We start from the raw sequence: 21,581 nt of genomic DNA, 5'->3' as shown, positions 1-21,581 counted from the left end.
CGTCTCGCCGTTCAGGCCTCGAAAGCGCATGAGCCGAAGGCTCGAGTCTCGAGGCCTGAACGGCGAGACTCAGGGCCTCAACCCCCGCGCGCCAGCGCGCCGAAAACACAGCCGCTGGTAATTCGCTGGATGCTCGTCGATAGACTCGCGAGGCCCGGTGGAATCGCTTTCGTTCGGCGTTCAGGAGAGAAAATGTCTGCCCCACGTCCACCACTGGCGGGACTGGCCGCCGCGGCCGGTGCCGATACCGCGTTGCGGACCGTTTCCGGGATGCTCGGGCGATCGCTGGTGGAATTGGTGGCGCCGGCGGCGGCGCGATCGTTCGTGGCGGCGACCATGGCGGCCGAGCGGCCCGTGGTGGTGGTGACCGCGACCGGCCGGGAGGCCGATGATCTGACACTGGAACTGAGCGAGATGCTGGGGTCGGCGATCGCGCAGTTCCCGTCCTGGGAGACGCTGCCGCACGAGCGGCTGTCGCCGGGTGCGGATACCGTCGGGCGCCGGCTCGAGGTGTTGCGGCGGCTGGCGCATCCGGAGGATCCGGTGTTCGCGGAGCCGTTGCGGGTCGTGGTGACCACGGTGCGGTCGCTGACGCAGCCGATGGCGAGCGGTCTGGGCGATATCGAACCGATCGTGCTGCGAATCGGCGGGGAAGCCGATTTCGACGAATTGGTCGCGCGGCTGGTCGAATTCGCGTACACGCGGGTGGATATGGTCGGTAAACGCGGCGAGTTCGCGGTACGCGGCGGCATTCTGGATCTCTTTCCGCCCACCGCGGATCATCCGGTCCGGGTGGAGTTCTGGGGGGACGAGATCACCGAACTGCGGCCGTTCTCGGTGGCCGATCAGCGTTCCCTGGGGGAGAACTCGGTCGATACCGTGGTCGCGCCGCCGTGCCGGGAGCTGTTGCTCACCGCGGCGGTGCGGGAGCGGGCCGCGCAGGTGGCGGCGGCGAATCCGGCGGATGCCGCGCTGGTGGAGATGCTGGCGAAGCTGGCCGAGGGTATTCCGGTCGAGGGTATGGAGGCGTTGCTGCCGGTGCTGCAGCCCGGCGAGCTGCGGCTGCTGACCGAGCAGCTGCCCGAGAACACCCATCTGCTGGTGTGCGATCCGGAGAAAGTGCGGACCCGGGCGGCCGACCTCATGCGGACCGGGGAGGAGTTCCTGGAGGCGTCGTGGACCGCGGCCTCCTTCGGAGCCGATGCGCCGCTGGGCGCGCACGGGCTGGACCTGGCGGCGTCGGCCTATCGCCCGCTCACCGATATCCAGGCGAGCGCCGCGGCCCGGGAACTGCCCTGGTGGACCCTGAGCCCGCTGGCGTCCGGTGATCCGTCGGAAGTGGAGTTGCCGGTGCAGTCCGGCCCCACCGCGCGGGGCTCCGACGAACTGGTGGCGACCATTTTCGCCTCGCTGCGCGCGCATGTGACAACCGGCGGCCGTGCGGTGGTGGTGCTGGCCGGGCACGGTACTGCCCAGCGCACCCTGGAGCGGCTCGGTGAGGCGGAGGTTCCGGCCGCGGAGTTGACCGCCGGTGCGGAGCCGGTGCCCGGGGTGGTCGGGGTGTTGTGCGGGTCGCTGCACGACGGGGTGATCTTCTCCGACGCCGGCCTGGTGGTGGTCGCGGAATCCGATCTCACCGGTAACCGGGTCACCGCCCCGGGCGACGGGAAGCGGCTGCCCGCCAAACGCCGCAACCAGGTGGATCCGCTGGCATTGAACGCCGGGGACATGGTGGTGCACGACCAGCACGGGATCGGCCGGTTCGTGGAGATGATCGAGCGTACGGTCGGTGGCGCGCGGCGCGAATATCTGGTGATCGAGTACGCGCCCGGTAAACGAGGGCAGCCCGGCGACCGGTTGTTCGTGCCGATGGAATCGCTGGATCAGCTGTCCAGGTACGTGGGTGGGGAGCTGCCCAGCCTGTCGAAGCTGGGTGGTGCGGACTGGGCGAATACCAAGCGCAGGGCACGTAAGGCGGTCCGGGAGATCGCCGGTGAACTGGTGCAGCTCTACGCGGCACGGCAGGCGGCGCCCGGTCACGCGTTCGGGCCGGACACCCCGTGGCAGCGGGAGATGGAGGACGCGTTCGCGTTCACCGAGACCGTGGATCAGCTCACCGCCATCTCGGATGTGAAGGCGGATATGGAGAAGGCCGTGCCGATGGACCGCGTGGTCTGCGGCGATGTCGGTTACGGCAAAACCGAGATCGCGGTGCGGGCGGCGTTCAAGGCCGTGCAGGACGGTAAGCAGGTGGTGCTCCTGGTGCCGACCACCCTGTTGGCCCAGCAGCATCTGCAGACCTTCTCCGAACGGCTCGCCGGGTTCCCGGTGACCGTGAAGGGTCTGTCCCGGTTCACCGATCCCGCGGAATCGCGGGAGGTGCTCGCCGGGATGGCCGAGGGGGAGGTCGATATCGTGATCGGCACCCATCGCCTCCTGCAGACCGCGGTGCGCTGGAAGAACCTCGGCCTGGTGATCGTGGACGAGGAACAGCGTTTCGGAGTGGAACACAAGGAACACATCAAGGCGCTGCGCACACATGTGGACGTGCTCACCATGTCCGCGACCCCGATCCCGCGCACACTGGAGATGAGCCTGGCCGGTATCCGCGAGATGTCGACCATCCTCACTCCGCCCGAGGAGCGGCATCCGGTGCTCACCTATGTGGGCGGCTACAACGACAAACAGGTGACCGCGGCGATCCGGCGCGAACTGCTGCGCGACGGCCAGGTGTTCTATGTGCACAACCGGGTGTCCTCGATCGAGAAGGCGGCCAAGCGGATCCGCGATCTGGTCCCGGAGGCCCGGGTGGTGGTCGCGCACGGGCAGATGAACGAAGACACCCTCGAACGCACCGTGCAGGGATTCTGGCAGCGCGAATTCGATGTCCTCGTCTGCACCACGATCATCGAGACCGGACTCGACATCTCCAACGCCAACACCCTGATCGTGGAACGGGCCGATGCCCTCGGCCTCTCTCAGCTGCATCAGTTGCGCGGGCGGGTCGGGCGCAGCCGTGAACGCGGATACGCCTACTTCCTGTATCCGGGGGAGAAACCGCTCACCGAAACCGCCTACGACCGGCTGGCCACCATCGCGCAGAACTCCGATCTCGGCGCGGGTATGGCGGTGGCGATGAAGGACCTCGAGATCCGCGGCGCCGGTAACGTGCTGGGCGCCGAACAGTCCGGGCATGTAGCGGGCGTGGGATTCGACCTCTACGTGCGGCTCGTCGGCGAGGCGGTGGAGGCGTATCGGGCCGCCGCGGACGGGAAGCCGATCACCACCGAGGAGACCAAAGAGGTCCGTATCGATCTCCCGGTGGACGCGCATATCCCGCCCGACTACATCGCCAGCGACCGGTTGCGGCTGGAGGCATACCGCAAACTCGCCGCCGCCCACGACGATCCGGCGCTGGCCGCGGTGGTCGAGGAACTCGTGGACCGCTACGGCCCGCTGCCGGTCGAGGTCGGCCGGCTGGTCTCGGTGGCCAAACTGCGACTGCTGGCGCGTGAGTACGAGGTCACCGAGATCGCGGTCACCGGGACGACAGTGAAGGTTTCGCCGCTGTCGCTGCCCGATTCGAAACAGATGCGGCTCAAGCGGATATATCCGAGCGCCACCTACCGGGCGGCCAGTTCGGTCGTGCAGCTGCCGCTGCCCCGGGTGCGGGACAGCGTCGGTGCCGACCGGTTGCGCGATGTGGTGCTGCTGCAGTATCTCGCCGATCTGCTGCTCGCGCTCGACGGCAAAGCCGCCGGAGCGGTCGATCTCACGGTCGCGACCGAGGTGAGTCCGGCGCGATGAAATCCGATCCCGGCGACGAGCGGGCCGATCGCCCCGAACCCGGTGTGCTCGAATCGGAAACGGCCACCGTCGCCGCCGGTCTGACCGATGCGGTGGAGGTGATGGATCGGCTGTGGCGGTTCGGCGGCTGGGAGGTCACCCAGACCCACGATTCGCTGCGTCCCTACCTGCTCGAGGAAACCTACGAGCTGCTCGACGCCATCCAGCAGGAGGATGCCGCCACCATCCGGGAGGAGCTGGGCGATCTGCTGTTGCAGGTTCTGTTCCACTCCCGGATCGCCGAGGCGGCCGCGGAATTCACCATCGACGATGTGGCCGCCGCCCTGGTGGCCAAATTGGTGAATCGCAGCCCGCATCTGGCCGCGGGCCCCGACGAATACGGTTTCGGTGCGGCGGCCACGGTCGAGGAGAAAGCGGCGGCGCAGGAAAAGGCCTGGGAGGAAAAGAAATCCGCGGAGAAGACGCGGCGTTCCTGCCTGGACGGTATCGCCATGGCGCAACCGGCGCTGGCGCTGGCCGAGAAGATCTGCTCGCGTAGCGTGCGTGCCGGTCTTCCGGCGGATCTGATCCCGGAGGATCTGCGTATCGTCCACCTGGGCGGCCCGGAGAGCGCCGAAGAGCGATTGCGCAAAGCCGCCCTCGCCTTCGCTACTGCCATTCGGCAGGCGGAGGACGCCGCCGAAACCGCACGGGGTGCCCGTCTTCCGCTGTCCGCCGAGGATTGGCTCGAGCACTGGCCGGCCGGCACCCGGCGAGGTCACTGACCGCGGCTGTCCTAGATGTTCACTCCGTAGTCGCGGGCGATCCCCGCCAGCCCCGAGGCGTAGCCCTGGCCGATCGCGCGGAACTTCCATTCGCCCTGCCGGCGATAGAGTTCCCCGAACACCATGGCGGTTTCCGAGGAAGCGTCCTCGGACAGGTCGTAGCGGGCCAGTTCCGCGCCGGTGTTCAGATCGACGACACGGATATAGGCGTTGCGGATCTGTCCGAAGGACTGACCGCGCTGGTCGGCGTCGTGGATGGAGACCGGGAAGAAGATATTGGTGATCGTCTCCGGCGTATTGGCCAGATCGACATTGATCACCTCGTCGTCACCGTCGCCCTCACCGGTCAGGTTGTCGCCGGTGTGCTCGACGGCGCCCTCCGGTGACCGGAGGTTGTTGTAGAACACGAAATGCTGATCCGAAAGGACCTTCAGGCTCGGCCCGGTGACCAGGGCACTGGCATCGAGGTCGTAGTCGGCGCCCACTGTGGTGCGCACATCCCAGCCGAGGCCGACAGCGATCTTGGTCAAATTGGGGGCCTGTTTGGACAGCGAGACATTGCCGCCCTTGGCCAGTGTGACGCTCATATTCTCCTTCCCACGGCGCCGGAAGCGCCCGATGGCCGACGGCGCCGGGGTGCCCGGCAGATGTATACGAGGCGCCGCCGCACCGGATGAGTACTGTGCCGGGCGGCCGGACTCAGATCTTCTCTTCGTTCTCGGCCCAGGACTTCAGCGTCGCCACCCGGTGCTCCAGGGCCCGCAGCTCGCTGTCGTCGAGCACCGTGCGCTGAATACCCTGCGCGACCGCGAAAGCCGACTGCCGGTGATCGTCGATAACGTCCACATCGAGCCGGACCGCCACATAATCATCGGCTCCGGGCATCTCCTCGGCGATAACCTTGGCCGCACCACGAGCACACAGCGCCACATTGCCACCGCCCAGGATCAGCAGGGCGACCTGCGGCCGCTCCCGCAGCCGGGCCAGCGATCCGCGATCGAACTTGAGGCTCAGCAGGATTCGCCGGTCACCGGCGCGCACGGGCCACGAAACCGGAATGGCATGCGGCGCGGGATCGGTGGTGACCAGAACCGCGATCGTCTCCTGCGGCCATACCGGCAGTGCTTCCAGCTCGGGATGGTCGGTTGCGGGATCTTCCGCAGGACTGATTGCGGCTGCCATATCGTCCCCTCCTGGATCGACGTGGTACAGCGGGGGTATGCCGCACCACGTACCAGTCTAGAGGGCGGCGCGGACACGCGCGTGGGAAGCACCGGCCGCGACCTGCGATGGAACGCACTGGTACCGACCGGAATCGGTGAGATGCCGGAAAGGGGAACCTCAGAACCCGAGGTAGGTTGTTTTTGCAGGCCGGTCAGATCCGGGTGGTGCGCTTCCCTCGGCCACTTTCTCCGCTGTGCCCATTTCCGAACCGAACAGGACGACGATACGTACGCGCCACTCCTTCCCTCGGGTTTTGGAAGGCAACCCTAACTTACAGCCTCCCGCTGGCGGGGTGCGAGCATTGCGTCCTGCTCGTCCAGCAAGCTGAAATATTTGCGCAGCATGAGGGCAGCGGTGGCGGCCAGGCCCGCGGTCAGTCCCCACCAGACCCCGGCCGCGCCCAGACCTGCCGGATAGGCCAGGACCAGCGCCGTCGGCAGTCCGACGATCCAGTAGCCGACCACCGACAGCCGGAAACCCGCATTGGTGGCCTGCAACCCGCGCAGCAGGCCGGTGCCGATGTTCTGGGCCGCGTCGAAGAGCTGCAGCACGATACCGATGAGCAGCAGCGACCGGGCCATCTCGACCGTCGCGGAGTCGGTGGGATCGAGGAACGGGCGCAGCACCAGGTCGGGGACGAAGGCATAGGCCAGGCCGGTGAGCAGCGTGACCGCCCCGGCGAACTGCAGCGCCAGCCAGGCCAGGCCCCGCGCGTGTGCGGTCTCGTCCCGGGCGACACTGTGGCTGACCAGGATCGAGGCGCCGTGCGAGATACCGATCGCTATCTGGAACACGATGTAGATCACCTGGTACACCACGTTGTGAGCGGCCAGCGCCGCCGGCCCGAGCGCGCCCATGACCAGTGCGAGTACCGAGAACATCCCGGCCTCGGAACCGTAGGTGAGGGCGATGGGTGTGCCCAGCCGCAGTTCACCGCCCACGGTCGCCATTCGCACCGGCCACGGGCGGACCGGCAGGGTGCGGCCCAGTTCCGGATCGCGGCGCACCATCGTCCACAACACGGCGAACATGAGCAGGAACACCAGCGAGGTCGCCACCCCGACACCGGTCAGCCCGAGCGTGGGCAGCCCGGCCCAGCCGTGGATGAGAGCCATGGCGAGCACGAGATTGACCGCGATCGAACCCAGGGTCACCGCCAGCAGTGCCTGCGGCCGCTGCATCCCCACGGTGTATTGGCGCAGCACCTGGAACCAGAGGCAGGGCAGCAGACCGGGCGCCAGCGCCACCATCAGCGGTCGCGCGTCGGCCAGCACGCCGGCGTCCTGGCCGAGCCACTGCAGCGACCAGCCCAGTCCGATCAGTATCGCGCCGCCGAGCAGGCCGGCGATGGTGGCGATCAGGAAACTCGACCGCACCACCTCGCGGACCTCGGGGTCGGGATCCTCGCCGCGTTTTCCGGCGGCGCCCACCGCGGCGGCGATTTGATTACCGCTGCCCGTGATCAGTCCGACGCACATGGTGCGGATCTGGTTGAACAGCACCAGCGCCAGACCACCCGCGGCGACCGCGCGTACACCGAGGCTGCCCATCAGGGCGATATTGGTGGTGGAAACGGCGACCTGCGCGAGCTGGGTCAGCGCAATGGGGGCGGCCAGGGCGGCCAGCCGCCGGGCGTCGGGACGATATCGCGAGAGGGGTGTGCTGATCACCGGGCCCGCACCATAGTGTCCGATTCCTCCGTATGGTCGTGATCGCCCGGTCGAGCGACGCGGACGGCGTGGGTATTCCCGGCAGCGGCATCGTTCAAAACAGCCGCCCCCACCGGATGATTGCCCCGGCCCGCCGGGGCGTACTGCGCCAGCATGGCGTGGACTTCGCGTTCGGCCTCGGTATCGAGCAGTTCACGAGCGGCCATCCAATCGTCGTCGAAGACGGTATCGAGATACTTCTCGCCACCGTCACAGACGATGGTGACCACGGTGGACCCGGCCGGGAACTCCTCCAGCCGGGTCAGCGCGGCATGGACCGAACCGCCCGCCGAACCACCGAGCATCAGGCCCAGCCGGCGCGATACCGCGCGGCAGGTGGCGAACGCGGCCCGATCCGTCACCTTCACTCCCTCGTCGAGCAGGTCGTAGTCCACGGCGGTGCCGATGGTGGCCCCGGGCGGGGTGCCCGTGCCGGACTGCCAGTACGGTCCGCCCGCTCCGCCGAAGGCGATCGACCCGACCGGTTCCACCCCGATCACCCGCGGTACACAACCCAGCTGTCGCAGCCGGGTCGCGGTACCGAACAGGGAACCGCCGGTACCGACCGCGGACAGCAGGATATCGACGCGGTCCACCTCGGCCAGTAATTCCTCGGCGACCGCGTAATACCCCACGGCGTTGGCGTCGTTGTTGTGCTGTTCGGTGAAGAACGCGTCGGATTCCCCGGCCGCCATCGCCGCCGCGTGATCTTCCCGCGCCGAGGTCGCCAGATTGTCGTCACCGTCGTCGGCGACGAAAACCAGCTCCGCGCCCATTGCCCGCATCGCCCGCAGTTTGTCCTTACTCGCGTGATGGTCTACTACCGCGGTGAAACGATAGCCGCGTTCGGCGGCGACCACCGCGAGACCGAGCCCGGTATTTCCGGAGGTGGATTCGATGATATGTCCGCCATCGCGCAGCAAACCCCGACGCTCCGCGTCGAGAACCATTTCCCGCGCCATCCGGATCTTGGCGGCGCCGGTGGGGTTGAACTGTTCGAGCTTGAGAAGTAATCGGGTGCCGGACGGGGTCGCGGCCAATTCGAAGAGCGGGGTGCGGCCGATCAGGTCCGTGACACGGGTGACGAGGGACATGGCGGTTCTCCTGGGCGTCGATAGCGGGCAGTGCGACGAGACCGGGGCTGCCGGTCTCACTGACAGGATTGATCGAGAGCCCAGCGATACCGGCCGCCCGGTGCCTCGGAGAGCACCACCTTCGGCGGGAGGGGTAGTTCGTGAAAGGGCGATTCGTTGGAATCCATTTGATATCCGGCGGTATTCGGGTAGATCAGCAGATCGCCGGGAACGGCTGCGCGGGGCAGCGGAATCCGGCGCCAGCTCAGCATGTCGGATTCGAGGCAGGTGGCGGCACCGACGACGGTGGCCGTCGGGGTACCGGGCTCCTCGGGCCAGAGCACCGGGTCGGGGAGGTATTCACTGTCGAACCATTGTTCGGAAAGGCTCAGGCTGGAGCCGTCCACGGTCAGGATCCGGTAGGGCTGCCCGTGTTCATGGCGGGTCTTGCCGCCCTGTACCCGGAAAACCGTGCTGCCCGCCCGGTCCAGCAGGGCGCGGCCCGGTTCGACCGCGACGGTCGTATCGGTACGCCGCAGTCGGCCCGCGAGATCGTCGCGTTCGAGAATCGTGGCGAGCATGGCCGGGCCGGGCTCGGGAAAGGAATACGGGTAGTACGACTCGAACGCTTTGCCGGAATGGAACCAGCGACGGGTCACCTGCTGCTGGAATGCCGACCATTCGGTGGCGGGAACATAGTCGACACCGAAGCCGCCGCCGAGGGAGATGATGGTCGCCGGATGGCCCAGTGAGCGTGCGGCACGGCAACGGTCGAGCAATTGCCCGGCCATATCGGCGCGCGGAATCGGGTCGTAACCGGAGAGATGGAAGCTGAAGCCCTGCACCGAAATCGACGGATACTCCGCCGCCTCGGACACCGCGTGGTCGAGTTCCTCGGCCGACATCCCGAACCTGCTGGCCGACGCCGCGGGCAGGGCCCGCAGCAGGACTCTCATCGGGATATCCGATGCGGCCAGTCGTTTCAGCTCACCGATACTGTCCACCGCGATCAGGCAGTCGTGCCGGGCGGCCAGCCAGTGCAGCTCGTCGGATTTCTCGGGGCCGGTGACCATCAGCTCGGATCCGCGGATTCCCTGCCCCAGCGCAGCGGTGAGTTCACCGGTGCTCGCGATATCGATACCCGCCCCGGCGGTGGCGCAGGCGCGCGCCACGCAGGCCGCTTTATTGGCCTTCTTGCCGTAGTAGACGGTTCCCGAGACCCGGGATTCGGTGAAAACCCGCTGGAATGCCCGGATATTGTCCACGACCCTGGCCGGATACATCAGATGGAAAGGGCCCCCGACCGCGAAGGCGATATCGCCCAGGAGTTGCGGGTCGGCGAGGACCTGCTGCTCCCATCGATCGCGACGGGCGGGCACCGGTACCGCCACCGTCCCGGCGTTTCGGCCGGGAGAACCCGGTTCTGCTCCGGCCGGGGCGTCGGCTCCGGTCAATCCCATAGCGGAACCTCCGTGCCGCGGCCTTCGGCGATCGCGCGGACGGCCAGGGCGTGCGCCACCGCGACATCGGTGAGCACCAGACCGCTGTTGTAGACGAAGATCTTGTCCTCCGCCCGATGCCGGGCCACGGCCCGCCGGCTCAGAATCTGTGGCAGTTCCGCGTCGACTCGGCGCAGTTCGCCGTTGTCGTCGGCCATATCAGTGCCCGTGAGCGCCATCTGCTCGGCACTGGTGGCGACGACCCGGTCGGCGTCGTGCAGGGTCGAGGGGGCCAGTCCGTAACCCACGAGAACGACTACCGAACCCGGTTTCAGGTGTTCGGATTCGATGGCCACCTCGGTGCCCGGCCCGGCGGTCGCCAGCACCACGTCGGCCGTCCGGGCCGCGGCGTACGGATCGTCCACATTCTCCAGCAGCGCGTGCGGTGCGTAGTCGGCCAGCTGCCGGTGTACCGCCTCGATGCCCTCGGGATGGGTGCCGTACAACATCAGTTTGCGCAGTTGCGGATTGGCGGCCAGCAGATGCGGCAGTGCGTTGCGGCCCTGGGTGCCGGTGCCGACGAGCAGCACGGCTTCCGCGTCCCGGTGCAGCGTTTCGCGTACCAGCAGCGCCGAGACCGCCGGGGTCCGCAGCGCGCCCACCCGGGAGCAGTCCATCATGGCGATGGGCGCGCCTGTGGTGTCGTCGTAGAGCGTGATGGTCGTGAAGTAGCGTTTCGTGGTGCGGTCGTGACCCGGATCGAACTTGTACGACGTCTTCATGGCGACCACCCGGCGCCGGCCGTCGCGGCCGAGCATCGCGTAGGCGACCGACCAGCCGTCCGGATTGGCGACGCTGAGCTTGCGTGGATTATCGGAATCCCCAGCGGCCAGTGCGATATACGCTTCCTCCACCGCGCGGACCACCTCGACCGGGGCCACCGGCACATCGGCGAGATCGCCGCGGCTCAGGATACGCAAGGGGGTCGCTCGGTCACGTGTGCTCAACGGATCCTCGATCATCTACTGCACCGTTCCGCTCTGCTCGCGCCCGTTGCGCCGGTGGCGGCGCGAAGGGCGCGATGATCTGCTGACCGTATCCATTCTCCTCGGATTCGGCCGCGCGGCGTGGGCGTTCGGGTAGCCGGATGTTCACTCGTTTGAGCCAGCGGTCGGTGCCGTCGTAGCGCGCGGTGAACGGGACCCGGCCGTGAACTGCGACGTCGTTATCGACCAGGAGCAGCTCTCCGGGTTCGAGACAGGCCAGTACGCAGACTCGTTCGAGTTCGTCCTCCAGCCGCCGGTAGGCCGCGCGGTAATCCGGATCGGCCTCGTCGAGCGGGGTGTAGGCAGGGTCGAACCGCATCGTGAGCGCCCCGGATACGCCTTCGTACCCGGGCTCGCACCACAGTGTGGGCACCGATATGGCGGTGTCGCGGTCGAATCCGGACCCGTAGGAGACATCCGGCAGGATCGGTAGCGTAGGTCTGCGCAGCGTGTCCTGTTCCGCCGCTGTCAGTTCTACTCGGCGCACCGACGATACCGTGGTGCCGACCCGGTCTGGGTTGCGCAGACAGCTCAGCAGCAGCAGGTTCGCGCGCCGCGGATGGAACGCGTCCTCGGTGTGCGGGCTGAGCAGGATAGTGCTGCTGGCTCCGGACTGCTCGAGTTCGTGGCCGACGGCGGGCACGATGTTGTTGACCAGGCGTCCGTCCTGCTGACCGGCCCAGCCGAAGGGTTCGCCGGCCGCCGCGGCGAGCAGCAGCATGGCGATATCCAGCTCGAACGAGCAGCCGGGGCGGTTTGATTCGGCGGTCCACGCGGTCGCGGTCTGCCAATCCGGCGGGGTGGGGCCGATCTCGTCGTCACGCAGTGGCAGCCGCCGCAGTACACAGGCTCCGGCCGGGGCCGCCGGTGGGCGCATCGCCCGGCGGACCGCCGCGGGAAGTTCGCCGGAACGAGCGCGGATCAGCTCGAGCAGAGCGGGGTCGGCGAGGGTGCGCGCGGCAGCGCCCGGGGCGGGATCCAGTGTGAACGCGATCTCAGCGGCCAATTCACGTACGGCCTGTCCGGCGGCTTCGGGTAACTCGCGGTGCTCGATATCTTCGATGCTAGGTGGGTGAAGCGTCTTACGTTCGGAGAGAACGCTTTTCACCAAAATTCCCCTTCTCGGAAGCGTTGTTCGGAGTACCGGAGTGCGGATTCGATGTGCGAAATTAGTGCCTTTGCGCGGCCATAGCAAGGGTTACCTAACTAAGGCGTGTGATAGCAATTGCGCATTGAACACTCAACGTACAGGTGGGCGGGTATGCGGGCGCCCGGCGTTCGTGCTGTGATGAGACGCAGAACACGGTAAGGCTAGCCTGCCCTTGGAGCAAAATCGGCGCGGCGCGCCGGGCGGCGAGAGTGTCCGCGCCGCAACGAATTCCGTGCGGGTCACCGTCCGGCCGGCGTGGGATCAGAGACTGTTGGCGAGCAACGCGTACTGGGCCGCGGTCTTCTGCTCGACCTCGGTCTCGTTATCGCTGGACACGACGCCCACATACCGCTTGTAGGGGACGAAGCAACGAAACCGGTACTGGTGCTGTGGATCGCCTTCATCGTTGAGCCGCAGGCATTTCGCACCGGGAACACCGGCCACGGCGGGATACGGATCGTAGGCCTCGCCCGCCGATTCGATGAAACCGTCCACCAGGATCGGCGCGCCCGCCGGATCGCGCACCCGGGCCACCGAACTGCCGTCGGCGTAGGCGGCGCTCTCGAAACCGGATTCGTCGAGCAGACGGGCGCGGGTGGGCTGATCGTCGGCCGAATCGATCAGGTGGTTCCGGCCGTAGACGGCGAACTTGTCGGGATCGGGGACCTGCCCTTTCCGATCGGCGACGACCACCCGGGACAGCATGTTCTCGGGATCGACCGGCAGATCCGCGATATCCGCGATGGGGGTCGGCCGGAACCGGCCGAGCTGAGCGAGCTGGGCGGTGAGCGTTTTGTCGACCCAGGACACCAGATCCGAGCTATCGGCTTTCGGCCGCTGCACGAACAGTGAGATCACGAATTCGTCGTGGGCCAGGAATGCGCCGATATTGGCGATACCGGGCCGCCAGTGCACCAACGCGTCGGGATATTCGTCCGATTTCAGCCGCCGGTTGTCCCGGGAGACATTGATATCGGCGTCCTCCAGCTCCTTGGCCGCTTTGGTGGCCGCCGTGGTGTCGGGAAAACGCAGTGCCACCACAGTGATCGCGGTGGCGCCGGACTCCGGCCGGGTCTGGCCCTCCGGATCGTCGCGGTCGGCGCCACTGACGGCGTAACCGACCACCAACTTCCGGTTCTTCAGCACCGGCTCGGACACATTCGCGAGGAAGTCGATCGCGGTGGCGGGATCGGGCAGTACCTTGGACCCGCGGCCGTATTTCAGTGCGGGGTCGATCTGATCGCTGGTCACGACAGACTCCGACATCCGGATGCCCTCCAGTATCGGGCCGTAGTCGCCGGCATCGCCCGGATAGCTGAATTTCTCGACCGGGAAATCGCCGACAGCCAGGGTGCGTACGTCGATCTCCCCCGGGACCGCCGTCCCGGCCAGCGAACCGCATCCGGACAGTGCGGCCGCCACGAGAGCGACGACCGCGGTGACGGTGCCGGCACGCGATATCCGAACCATGGGCTGGCCCCCCGTTCCGATCGAAGCTGCGGTGTCGAAGTTACCCGACCGAGGACGATCTCGGGGAGGGGCGCCGGGCCCCGTGCCATACCCTGGAGCGGTGGCAGGCGAACCGCAGCGCGACTCCGACGGAGGCTGATCCCGATGCGGGATCAGCAGGTCGAGGTCGTCGCCGGACCACACGCGGCGGCCCGGGTCGCGGGCGCGGTGGTACTGGTCGCCCATCGCGGGCCCGGCCGGCCCACCGAGGACGCCCCCGCGATGCGAGCTCTCGTGGCCTTGGCCGAACTGGTGCACGAGGCAGCCGCGCGGCGGCCCGACGGTCCGGGAGCGCTGATCGCCCGCGAAGCCACCAGATGGCTCATGGCGCAGTCGGACCGGACCAGCCCGGGGACCTCGACAGATTTCGGCATTCTCTCCGCCGCGGGGCCCGGTCGCGTCGCGATATTCCTGCACGGCGCCGTCACCGCGGTGCTCACCGGTGTGGACAGCGAGTACTTCCACGGCCGGGACGCGGTGTTCACTGTCGACCGTGCGGCGGCGACACCGGCCCGAGCGGTCGCGCTGTTCGTCGACGACACCTCCGTCGACCCGGACGAGGATTTCCGGCCCGCACTACCGTCCACCCGCGGTATCGGCCGGTTGGTGGAGGGGATCGCCGAGGCCGGCGGGGTGATCGCCTGGACGCCCCCCGGCGACCCGGGCGGGGCCGTCGCGCCCGGCACCGCGACCGGGAGCCGGACGATCCGGGAGCCGGCCGCCGATCCGGGGGAGACCGCGGATACTGTCCGGCCGCTGCGGGGATCGCCGGATCGGCAGCCGGTATCGTCCCCGGACCCGGACGCTGTGGTCACGGCGGTATCGACGCCGTTGATAGATACGGTCGAACTCTCCCAGCGGGGCAGCCGGCCCGGCGCCGGGGTGGGCGACCCCGCACTCGCCGGCGGGTCGCGCGATGGCAGCGATACCGATCCGCATCGGGCGCAGACCGAGATCAGCGGACGGCAACTATCGCGCGGCGGCACCGGACCGGAGGACACACCGGGCGCCCGGCCGGACGATGCCGATCCACTCCGGCGGACCCCCGCGCATCCCACTCCGCGCCAGGACCTGCCGTACGTGGCGCACGGGCCGGTCGAGCGCGGTACCCCGCCGCTGGACCCGGAACTGCGCCGCCGGACCGAGGCCACGGCCAAGGGCAATGCGCTCACTGTCAAGGTCATGGGGTTCAAATGTGCGCGCGCGCATCCCACCGATCCGCGCGCGGCCTTCTGCAGCGTCTGCGGTATGCCCGTGGATCAGACCCAACCGCTGATCGAAGTGGTGCGGCCGCCACTGGGCATCCTGGTCCTCGACGACGGCGCGACCTATCTACTGGAAGGCGATTCCGTGCTCGGCCGCGACCCGGAACATTCCGAACCGGCCCGGCGTGGGCTCACCCCGCTGCAGGTGATCGACAATTCCGGCGGGATGTCACGCGCGCACGCCGAACTGCGGCTGGTCAATTGGGATGTGGCGCTCGTCGATCGCGGGTCCACCAACGGCACCCGCACCCGGGCCGCGGGCTACCGCGACTGGGTCCGTATCCCGCCGCACCAACCGGTGGTGCTGGTCCCGGGGAGCGAGATCCTGATCGGTCACCGGATGCTGCGGTACGAATCGGCCGCGCCGCCGCCGTTCGGTCTGTGAGACGGCGGCGCGCACCTGCTCTATTCGTACCGGGCGCTACAGGTGTCCTCGCCGCCGAGAACGCCCGCGCGGAACGCGTCCACTCGGGAGAATCCGCTCGGCACCGTTTTACCCTCGACATCGCTGGCGGCCAGGCCGTCGGCCAGCAGACCCGATACGGCCTCGTCCAGATCCCCGGCCGCCAGCGTGATATCGCCCTGTGCGCGCCCGGATTCCGCCAGCTTCCCGGTGGCCACCCCGGACAGGCAGGCCGCCCGCAGTCCCGTTTTCGCGCCGACCAGCCCCTGGTCCCGGCTCTGCTGTACCGCCAATGTGTAGCGCGAGATGAACACCACATAACCGTTGAAATCGCCGGTGACCTTCACCGGTAGCGGGACTTCCGAATCATCGGTGGCCGTCCCACGCTCGGCGAGCCCGTCGATATTGGTGGCGATCGTGTTGCTCGCCGGGCAATAGGTGACGGGTTCGGTGGAAACCCCGTCGCTGCACTCTATTTCGGCGCCGTCGTAGCGATAGGTCGGTTCCTTCGGGGTCGGCAGGATCACCGACAGGGCCTTGCTCAGCTCGACCAGGCTCTTCTCGGTGATCTCGAACTCCCCGGACGCCCCCTCGAAACTCTGCGGCAGATCACCCCGGCGCTGCTCGATCTCGTCCATATCGATCCCCTTACAGCCCTTGGCGCCGTCGGTGAAACCGATCTGCACCGCCGAGACCCGTTCGAAGGCCGAGCCGTGCACGCTCTCGGGGTCGTCGGGGTCGGAATCGCGGATCGCCACCGTGGCGGCCAGTACCGAGTTCAGGCCGTCGGAGGTGTTGATGGTGAAGTAGTCCGATTCTCCTTCGGCGACCCAGCGCATGTACGCGCCGGCGAAACAGTCGGCCTGCTGTTCCTTGACGATCACCGGATCGTCGCGATCGACGATCTTCGCGTTGTTCTGGATCGCGTGCCCGTACTCGTGGGCGATCACCATCACCACCGACATCTGCCCGAATGTCTCGGTCATGGTGGGCAGCAGCAGCGCCCGGTCCCAGCCGATGGAGTTGTCCAGCCGACAGTAGGCCGCGTTCACCATGCGATAGGTCGACTCCGTGCAGAACTCCACCGAATCGCGACGCGAATCCCGGGCACTCCAGGAGATCAGTTTGTCGACCGGTTCGAATTCACCCTCGAACTCGGCGCCGTAGTGCTCCTCCCAATACGCCTGCACATCGGTCACCGCGTTCAGCGCCAGCGTATCGACCTCACCGCCGTCGCCGTGTTCGGCGATCAGATCGGAGGTCGGGGCGTTCTCCCGCGGACCGCTGGGACCGCTCGTGGTCGGCAGACCGGCCACCTGGAAGGGATTGTCGTAGATCGATACCGCGCGACCGTCCACGGATCGGGTACACCCGGTGACCAGCAACAGTGCGCACAGGGCCGAGACGACGACAGCGGAAGTCGTGAGTTTCGGCATGGATCCTCCCCCATTTTCGGCCGGTTCGGGTGCAACTACGTTGCCTCCGGAGCGGGGAGATCGCCCCCGCTCGGGGGCACCTCCGACGCCCGGGTAATGGAATAGTATCCGCTGCATGTCTGCACCGGGGGTGCGCACCATCACGGTGCGCCATGATGGAACCGAACGAGTCTTCGATTCGAATCAGCAGATCACGCTGGGCCGCGCGCCCGATGTGACGCTGTTCGTCGACAGTCCGCTGGTATCACGAGTACACGCGATACTGGCCTGGCAGTCGGGAGCCTGGGTACTCTCCGACAACGGCAGTACCAACGGGGTGTTCGTCGATGCGCGGCGAGTCGGTGGGCCTGTTCCCATCGACCGGCCCACCCAGGTCCGTCTCGGTGACGCGATCAGCGGTCCGCTGCTCTGGCTCGTTCCCTCCGGAGTCCCCCAGCAGCAACAGCAACCGCCGCGCCCGCAGGCGCACGCACGGCCACCCCAGCAGTCGCAGCCGCTGCGGCGGCCCGCTCCGCCGCCGCGGCCGCAATCCGGTTCGCAACCGCAGGTCCCGCCGCACGGGCAGCACGGACCGGCACCGAGCCAGCCGCTGCCCGCGCAACGTCCGGCGCCGGAGCCGTGGCCGCCGCACGGTGGGCAACCGCCCCGGGCACCGCAGGTCGCCACCGGCGGCCGGCCGCCGGTGGTACCGCCGCAGGCCGCCAATGTGAACATGACCGCCAAGGCGAGTGTGGCGGCGGTACCGCCGGTGCGCCACCGGGCCACCGAAGGGCCGATCGCCCGGGCCGACCGGATCCCGCCGGGGGGTCTGGCGATCGGGCGTACCTCGGACAACCAGATCGTCGTCAACGATCCACTGGCCTCGCGTAAGCACGCGCGCCTGGTCGCCGGCGCCGAGGGCCTCACCCTCGAGGACCTCGGTTCGGCCAACGGGACATTCGTCAACGGTGTCCGTCAGCAGCGCACCGCACTGCGCGAACGCGACATCATCACCATCGGCAACATCGACTTCGAGGTACAGCAGGGCACCCTCGTACACAGGCAGCGTCCGGTCGCCGAACAGGGCCTGGCCGTGCACGGGGTCGGGTTCACCGTCGAGGGCAACAAACAGTTGCTCGTCGATGTGAACATGCAGGCCGCGCGCGGCACACTGACCGCGTTGATCGGACCCTCCGGCGCCGGTAAGTCCACACTGTCGAGGCTGATCGCGGGCAGCACCCAGCCCTCCGGTGGTGCGGTGAGCTTCGAGGGCCGTGATCTGCACGCCGAATACGAGGCGCTGCGTTCGCGTATCGGCATGGTCCCGCAGGACGATGTGCTGCACCGTCAGCTGACCGTCCGGCAGGCGCTGGGCTTCGCCGCGGAACTTCGGCTGCCACCGGACTCCTCCAAAGCGGACCGGCAGCAGGTCATCGACGGTGTCCTGCGTGAACTCTCGCTCACCGAACACGCCGATACCCGGGTCGACCGGCTCTCGGGTGGTCAGCGCAAACGTGCGTCGGTGGCGCTGGAACTGCTCACCGGTCCCTCCCTGCTGATCCTGGACGAACCGACTTCCGGCCTCGACCCGGCACTGGACCGGCAGGTCATGGTGATGTTGCGGGAATTGGCCGATGCCGGCCGCGTGGTCATCGTGGTCACCCACTCCGTGGCCTGCCTGGACATGTGCGATCAGGTGGTACTGCTGGCGCCCGGCGGCAAAACCGCCTACGCGGGAAACCCGGCGGGTGTGGAAGCCGCGCTGGGTACCAGCGATTGGGCCAAGATCTTCGCCGATGTGGCGGCCAACCCGGACGCCGCGTTCGCGCACTACCGATCCCGGCAGGCGGCGCTGCCACCACCACCGCCGCCTGCCGCGCGGCAGAGCGGCGGGGGCTCGCCCCCGCAGTCCGGCGCCTGGAAACAGTTCTCCACCCTGGCCCGGCGGCAGTTGCGTTTGATCCTGGCCGACCGCGGCTACCTCGTCTTCCTGGTGGTGCTGCCGTTCGTGCTCGGCGGATTGTCGCTGGTGGTGCCGGGCCAGTACGGGTTCTCGCCACCGCCGCTGACCCAGACCGACGACGGGAGCTTCGTCCGTATCGGCAGCTCCGAACCGCAGCAGTTGCTGGTGGTGCTCATCCTCGGCGCCTGTTTCATGGGATCCACCCTCACCGTGCGTGATCTGGTCGGGGAGCGGACCATCTTCCTGCGGGAGCGCGCGGTCGGGTTGCGGTCGGGTGCGTACCTGACGGCGAAGATCGTGGTCTTCAGCGTGGCCGCGCTGCTGCAGTCGGGTGTGATGATCGGTTTCGTGTTGCTGGGCAAGAAGCGGCCGGAGGAGGGGTCGGTGCTGGCCATCGGTGGCGCCGAACTCTATCTGGATATCGCCGCCACGGCCGTCGCCTGCGTGGTGTTCGGACTGCTGCTGTCCAGTCTGGCCAAATCCAGTGAACAGGTGATGCCGCTGCTGGTGGTGGCGATCATGGGTCTGCTGGTGATGGCCGGGGGCCTGATCCCGGTGACCGATCGCGTGGTGCTGGAACAGGTCTCGTGGCTGTTCCCCTCGCGCTGGGGTTACGCCGCCGGAGCATCGACGGTGGATATTCGCTCACTGTTCGTCCAATCGCAACAGGACGGGTTCTGGGAACATACGCGAAGCGCATGGTTCCTGGATATCGGCCTGGTGGTGGCCATCACAGTGGTGCTCGGACTCATCACCTGGACCCGCTTGCGACTGAAGAAGTCCGCGAGATGAGAGCGTCGAACGGGCCGATCCGCTGCCCCCGTCGCTGGTGGGTGGGGGCGGCGAGCGCGACGACCACACACCAGGCACACTGATGCCTGTGATGGTGCGAGTTGGGGCGGTACATCTCGGGTGGGATGTGGTGTCCGTCGCCGCGGGCGGATCCGGCGTGCCCATCCGCCCCGTGCAGGTCGAGGGAAGCTACAACCCGCCCGCCTATCTGCTGGCCGACGCCTCCGGCCGTCTCTACACCGCCGGTGCGGACCGGCAGCGGCCCGATCTCGGGATGGCGATCCCGGATGTGCGGGAGATCCTCGGTCATCCCCAGATCGTCATAGCCGGGGCCACCTGGCCGGCCGAGCTGGTGTTCCGGGCCCGTCTCTACAACCCGCTGGCGTCGGTGGGGACCTATCTGCGGGGTAAGCCCGATGTGGTCGCACTGCCGTATCCGGACGACTGGCCGGACGCGAAGATCGACGCGTACGCCCAGCTGGTCGAACAACTCGACGTAGAGGTCGAGCCGATTCCGGAATCCATCGCACTGTCCGGTTACGTACGCGCGCTCGGCCTGGTCCGGCCGCCCGACCCCGTGTTACCCGAGGGCATCGGGGCCACCGCGGTCCATTTCGACGGGCAGGTCGTGGACGGCCGCGCCAACATACTCGTCGTCGCCGTACACGGTGACGACGAGCGGCCGACCGAATCGGTGTACGTGTCGATCGACCCCGAATCGACCCGCAATCCCCGGATCGCCGACGACACCGTGATCGAAGTGATGGCCGCGGCACGCTCGATCGGCGCGGACAATTCGACGGTGCTGCTGGCCGGGCAGGTGGTGTTCAACGAAACCCTGCGGTTCGCGTTCCGCAACCATCTGGGGCAGCGGCTGAAGAAGGCCGAACATCCCATGCACGCGCTGGTACTCGGCGCCACACACCTGCTGATCAGCGAAAACGAGGACGACGAAGCGGATCCGGCCCCTCACCCGCAGGCCGCGCCGGGCGCGCCGGTGCCGCAGCCGGAACACGGTGCGCCCGCGGCGAACTACGCGGCTGGCGGGTGGCCCGCGGGCGGTCCCGGACCGAACGGCCCCGCTCCCGGTCAGAACCCGCCGCCGGACTCGTATCGACCCGCGCCCGGGCCGCATCCACCGGTACCGGCTCCGAATACCGCGCCGCCGGGGCCGCCGTCCCCGAAACCTCCCGAGTGGAATGTCCCGGATACGGGCCCCTACCCGCCGCACGCCGGGCCCGGGCCGTCCGGCGCCGGTGGTCCGCTGCCGGGACAGGCCCAGGGCGGGCCCGCCGCACCGCCGCCACCCGGTCCGCCCAATTCCTCCCCGTACGGTTCACCGGATCAGGAAGCCACGGTGAAGGTCGAGCGCGGGGAGTTGCCGCCGCCGATAGCGGGGCCCCCGAGCCGGTTCACCCGGGCCCCGGATCCGGCGACCGGTAACCAATCGGCGGTATCGCCGGGGCCCGGATGGCCCGAACCCGGCCGGAACGGACCGGCCGCCGAATCGCGGACCGGTGCGGAACCGGAAGGTGACCGGGGCAAGGGCAAACTCTGGAACAAGATGAAGGACAACCTGTTCGGCGCGCACGCCGTTATCGGGGTGGCCGCACTCGCTGCCACGGCCTGGGGTACCGACGCGGCGGGAACAGCGCGGGCTCAACCGGGAACCGAGACCGCGGTCGCCGCTCCGGTCGCCCCGGGCCACCCGGTGTCGACCGCGACGGCCGGATGCGTGCCCATGCCGCGGGTGACCATCGAACCGCACGGCCGGACCGCCACCGGCGACGAGGCGCCGGGCGGTACCGGTCACCCGCTCTACGCCCGTGTTCCCGCCGCACCCGGACCGGGAGATTCCGTGCGGGGATCGGCGCCGGAGCCCGGCGCGGCCGAGGCGCCGGACCGGGCCGAATGCGCGGAACCCGGTATCGACACCCTGCGGTACTCGGTGCCCGGTGTGCCGGGTATCGCCGACCCGGGCCCGCCGATCGATATCTGAGCAGCGTCCGGGCAGTTTCCGGG

14 protein-coding genes are annotated in these 21,581 nt (G+C 68.3%); 5 read left to right on the top strand and 9 right to left on the bottom strand.

Annotation, left to right across the window (positions count from 1 at the left end; translation table 11 throughout):
• Nucleotides 1-192: 192 nt before the first annotated feature.
• Both mfd and IEY68_RS33955 read left to right on the top strand, forming a co-directional pair.
• Nucleotides 193-3,807: a transcription-repair coupling factor gene (mfd, locus tag IEY68_RS33960; protein ID WP_058853036.1), complete on the top strand. Its 3,615-nt coding sequence runs from the start codon at nt 193-195 to the stop codon at nt 3,805-3,807.
• Nucleotides 3,804-4,571, top strand: a complete 768-nt coding sequence (locus tag IEY68_RS33955) for a nucleoside triphosphate pyrophosphohydrolase (protein ID WP_058853037.1) — start codon at nt 3,804-3,806, stop codon at nt 4,569-4,571. The genes mfd and IEY68_RS33955 overlap by 4 nt, the downstream gene beginning before the upstream one ends.
• A gap of 11 nt (nt 4,572-4,582) precedes the next feature.
• On the opposite strand, the gene IEY68_RS33950 is transcribed toward IEY68_RS33955, so the two are convergent.
• The 8 genes from IEY68_RS33950 to IEY68_RS33915 form a co-directional block, all read right to left on the bottom strand.
• Entirely contained in the window at nt 4,583-5,158 is a 576-nt protein-coding gene (locus IEY68_RS33950) for a TerD family protein (protein ID WP_058853038.1), read from the bottom strand.
• Nucleotides 5,159-5,270: 112 nt separating this feature from the next.
• A complete protein-coding gene (locus IEY68_RS33945) occupies nt 5,271-5,753 on the bottom strand; it encodes a pyridoxamine 5'-phosphate oxidase family protein (protein ID WP_058853039.1) in 483 nt (160 codons plus the stop codon).
• 308 nt (nt 5,754-6,061) lie between these two features.
• Nucleotides 6,062-7,465, bottom strand: coding sequence for an MATE family efflux transporter (locus IEY68_RS33940; RefSeq protein WP_058853040.1), 1,404 nt, complete (start codon nt 7,463-7,465; stop codon nt 6,062-6,064).
• Nucleotides 7,462-8,598: a PLP-dependent cysteine synthase family protein gene (locus IEY68_RS33935; RefSeq protein WP_082681079.1), complete on the bottom strand. Its 1,137-nt coding sequence runs from the start codon at nt 8,596-8,598 to the stop codon at nt 7,462-7,464. The genes IEY68_RS33940 and IEY68_RS33935 overlap by 4 nt, the downstream gene beginning before the upstream one ends.
• Nucleotides 8,599-8,654: 56 nt before the next feature.
• A complete protein-coding gene (locus IEY68_RS33930; protein WP_082681080.1) occupies nt 8,655-10,037 on the bottom strand; it encodes an alanine racemase in 1,383 nt (460 codons plus the stop codon).
• Nucleotides 10,028-11,038: an ornithine cyclodeaminase family protein gene (locus IEY68_RS33925; protein WP_189094669.1), complete on the bottom strand. Its 1,011-nt coding sequence runs from the start codon at nt 11,036-11,038 to the stop codon at nt 10,028-10,030. Before IEY68_RS33925 ends, IEY68_RS33930 begins: the two co-directional genes overlap by 10 nt.
• Entirely contained in the window at nt 11,010-12,170 is a 1,161-nt protein-coding gene (locus tag IEY68_RS33920; RefSeq protein WP_058853041.1) for a TauD/TfdA family dioxygenase, read from the bottom strand. The genes IEY68_RS33925 and IEY68_RS33920 overlap by 29 nt, the downstream gene beginning before the upstream one ends.
• Nucleotides 12,171-12,473: 303 nt before the next feature.
• Nucleotides 12,474-13,682, bottom strand: a complete 1,209-nt coding sequence (locus IEY68_RS33915) for a DUF7373 family lipoprotein (RefSeq protein WP_058853042.1) — start codon at nt 13,680-13,682, stop codon at nt 12,474-12,476.
• Nucleotides 13,683-13,826: 144 nt separating this feature from the next.
• On the opposite strand from IEY68_RS33915, the gene IEY68_RS33910 reads away from it, so the two are divergent.
• Complete coding sequence (locus IEY68_RS33910; protein WP_058853043.1) at nt 13,827-15,371, top strand: FHA domain-containing protein; 1,545 nt, start codon at nt 13,827-13,829, stop codon at nt 15,369-15,371.
• A gap of 20 nt (nt 15,372-15,391) precedes the next feature.
• Here IEY68_RS33910 and IEY68_RS33905 read toward each other — a convergent pair whose 3' ends face one another.
• Entirely contained in the window at nt 15,392-16,825 is a 1,434-nt protein-coding gene (locus IEY68_RS33905) for a neutral zinc metallopeptidase (protein WP_058853044.1), read from the bottom strand.
• A 115-nt stretch (nt 16,826-16,940) separates the two neighbouring features.
• Between IEY68_RS33905 and IEY68_RS33900 the strand changes: the two genes are divergently transcribed.
• Both IEY68_RS33900 and IEY68_RS36635 read left to right on the top strand, forming a co-directional pair.
• Complete coding sequence (locus IEY68_RS33900; RefSeq protein WP_063001146.1) at nt 16,941-19,559, top strand: FHA domain-containing protein; 2,619 nt, start codon at nt 16,941-16,943, stop codon at nt 19,557-19,559.
• Between the two features lie 88 nt (nt 19,560-19,647).
• The gene (locus tag IEY68_RS36635) at nt 19,648-21,558 is read left to right on the top strand and encodes a hypothetical protein (RefSeq protein WP_268241639.1); all 1,911 of its coding nucleotides are present in this window, start codon (nt 19,648-19,650) and stop codon (nt 21,556-21,558) included.
• The last annotated feature ends 23 nt before the right edge of the window (nt 21,559-21,581 follow it).

The organism is Nocardia jinanensis (genome assembly GCF_014645735.1).
GTDB classification, from domain to species: Bacteria; Actinomycetota; Actinomycetes; order Mycobacteriales; family Mycobacteriaceae; genus Nocardia; species Nocardia jinanensis.
The sequence above is the reverse complement of the archived record's forward strand: the minus strand, read 5'-3'. Positions and strand labels throughout refer to the sequence as shown.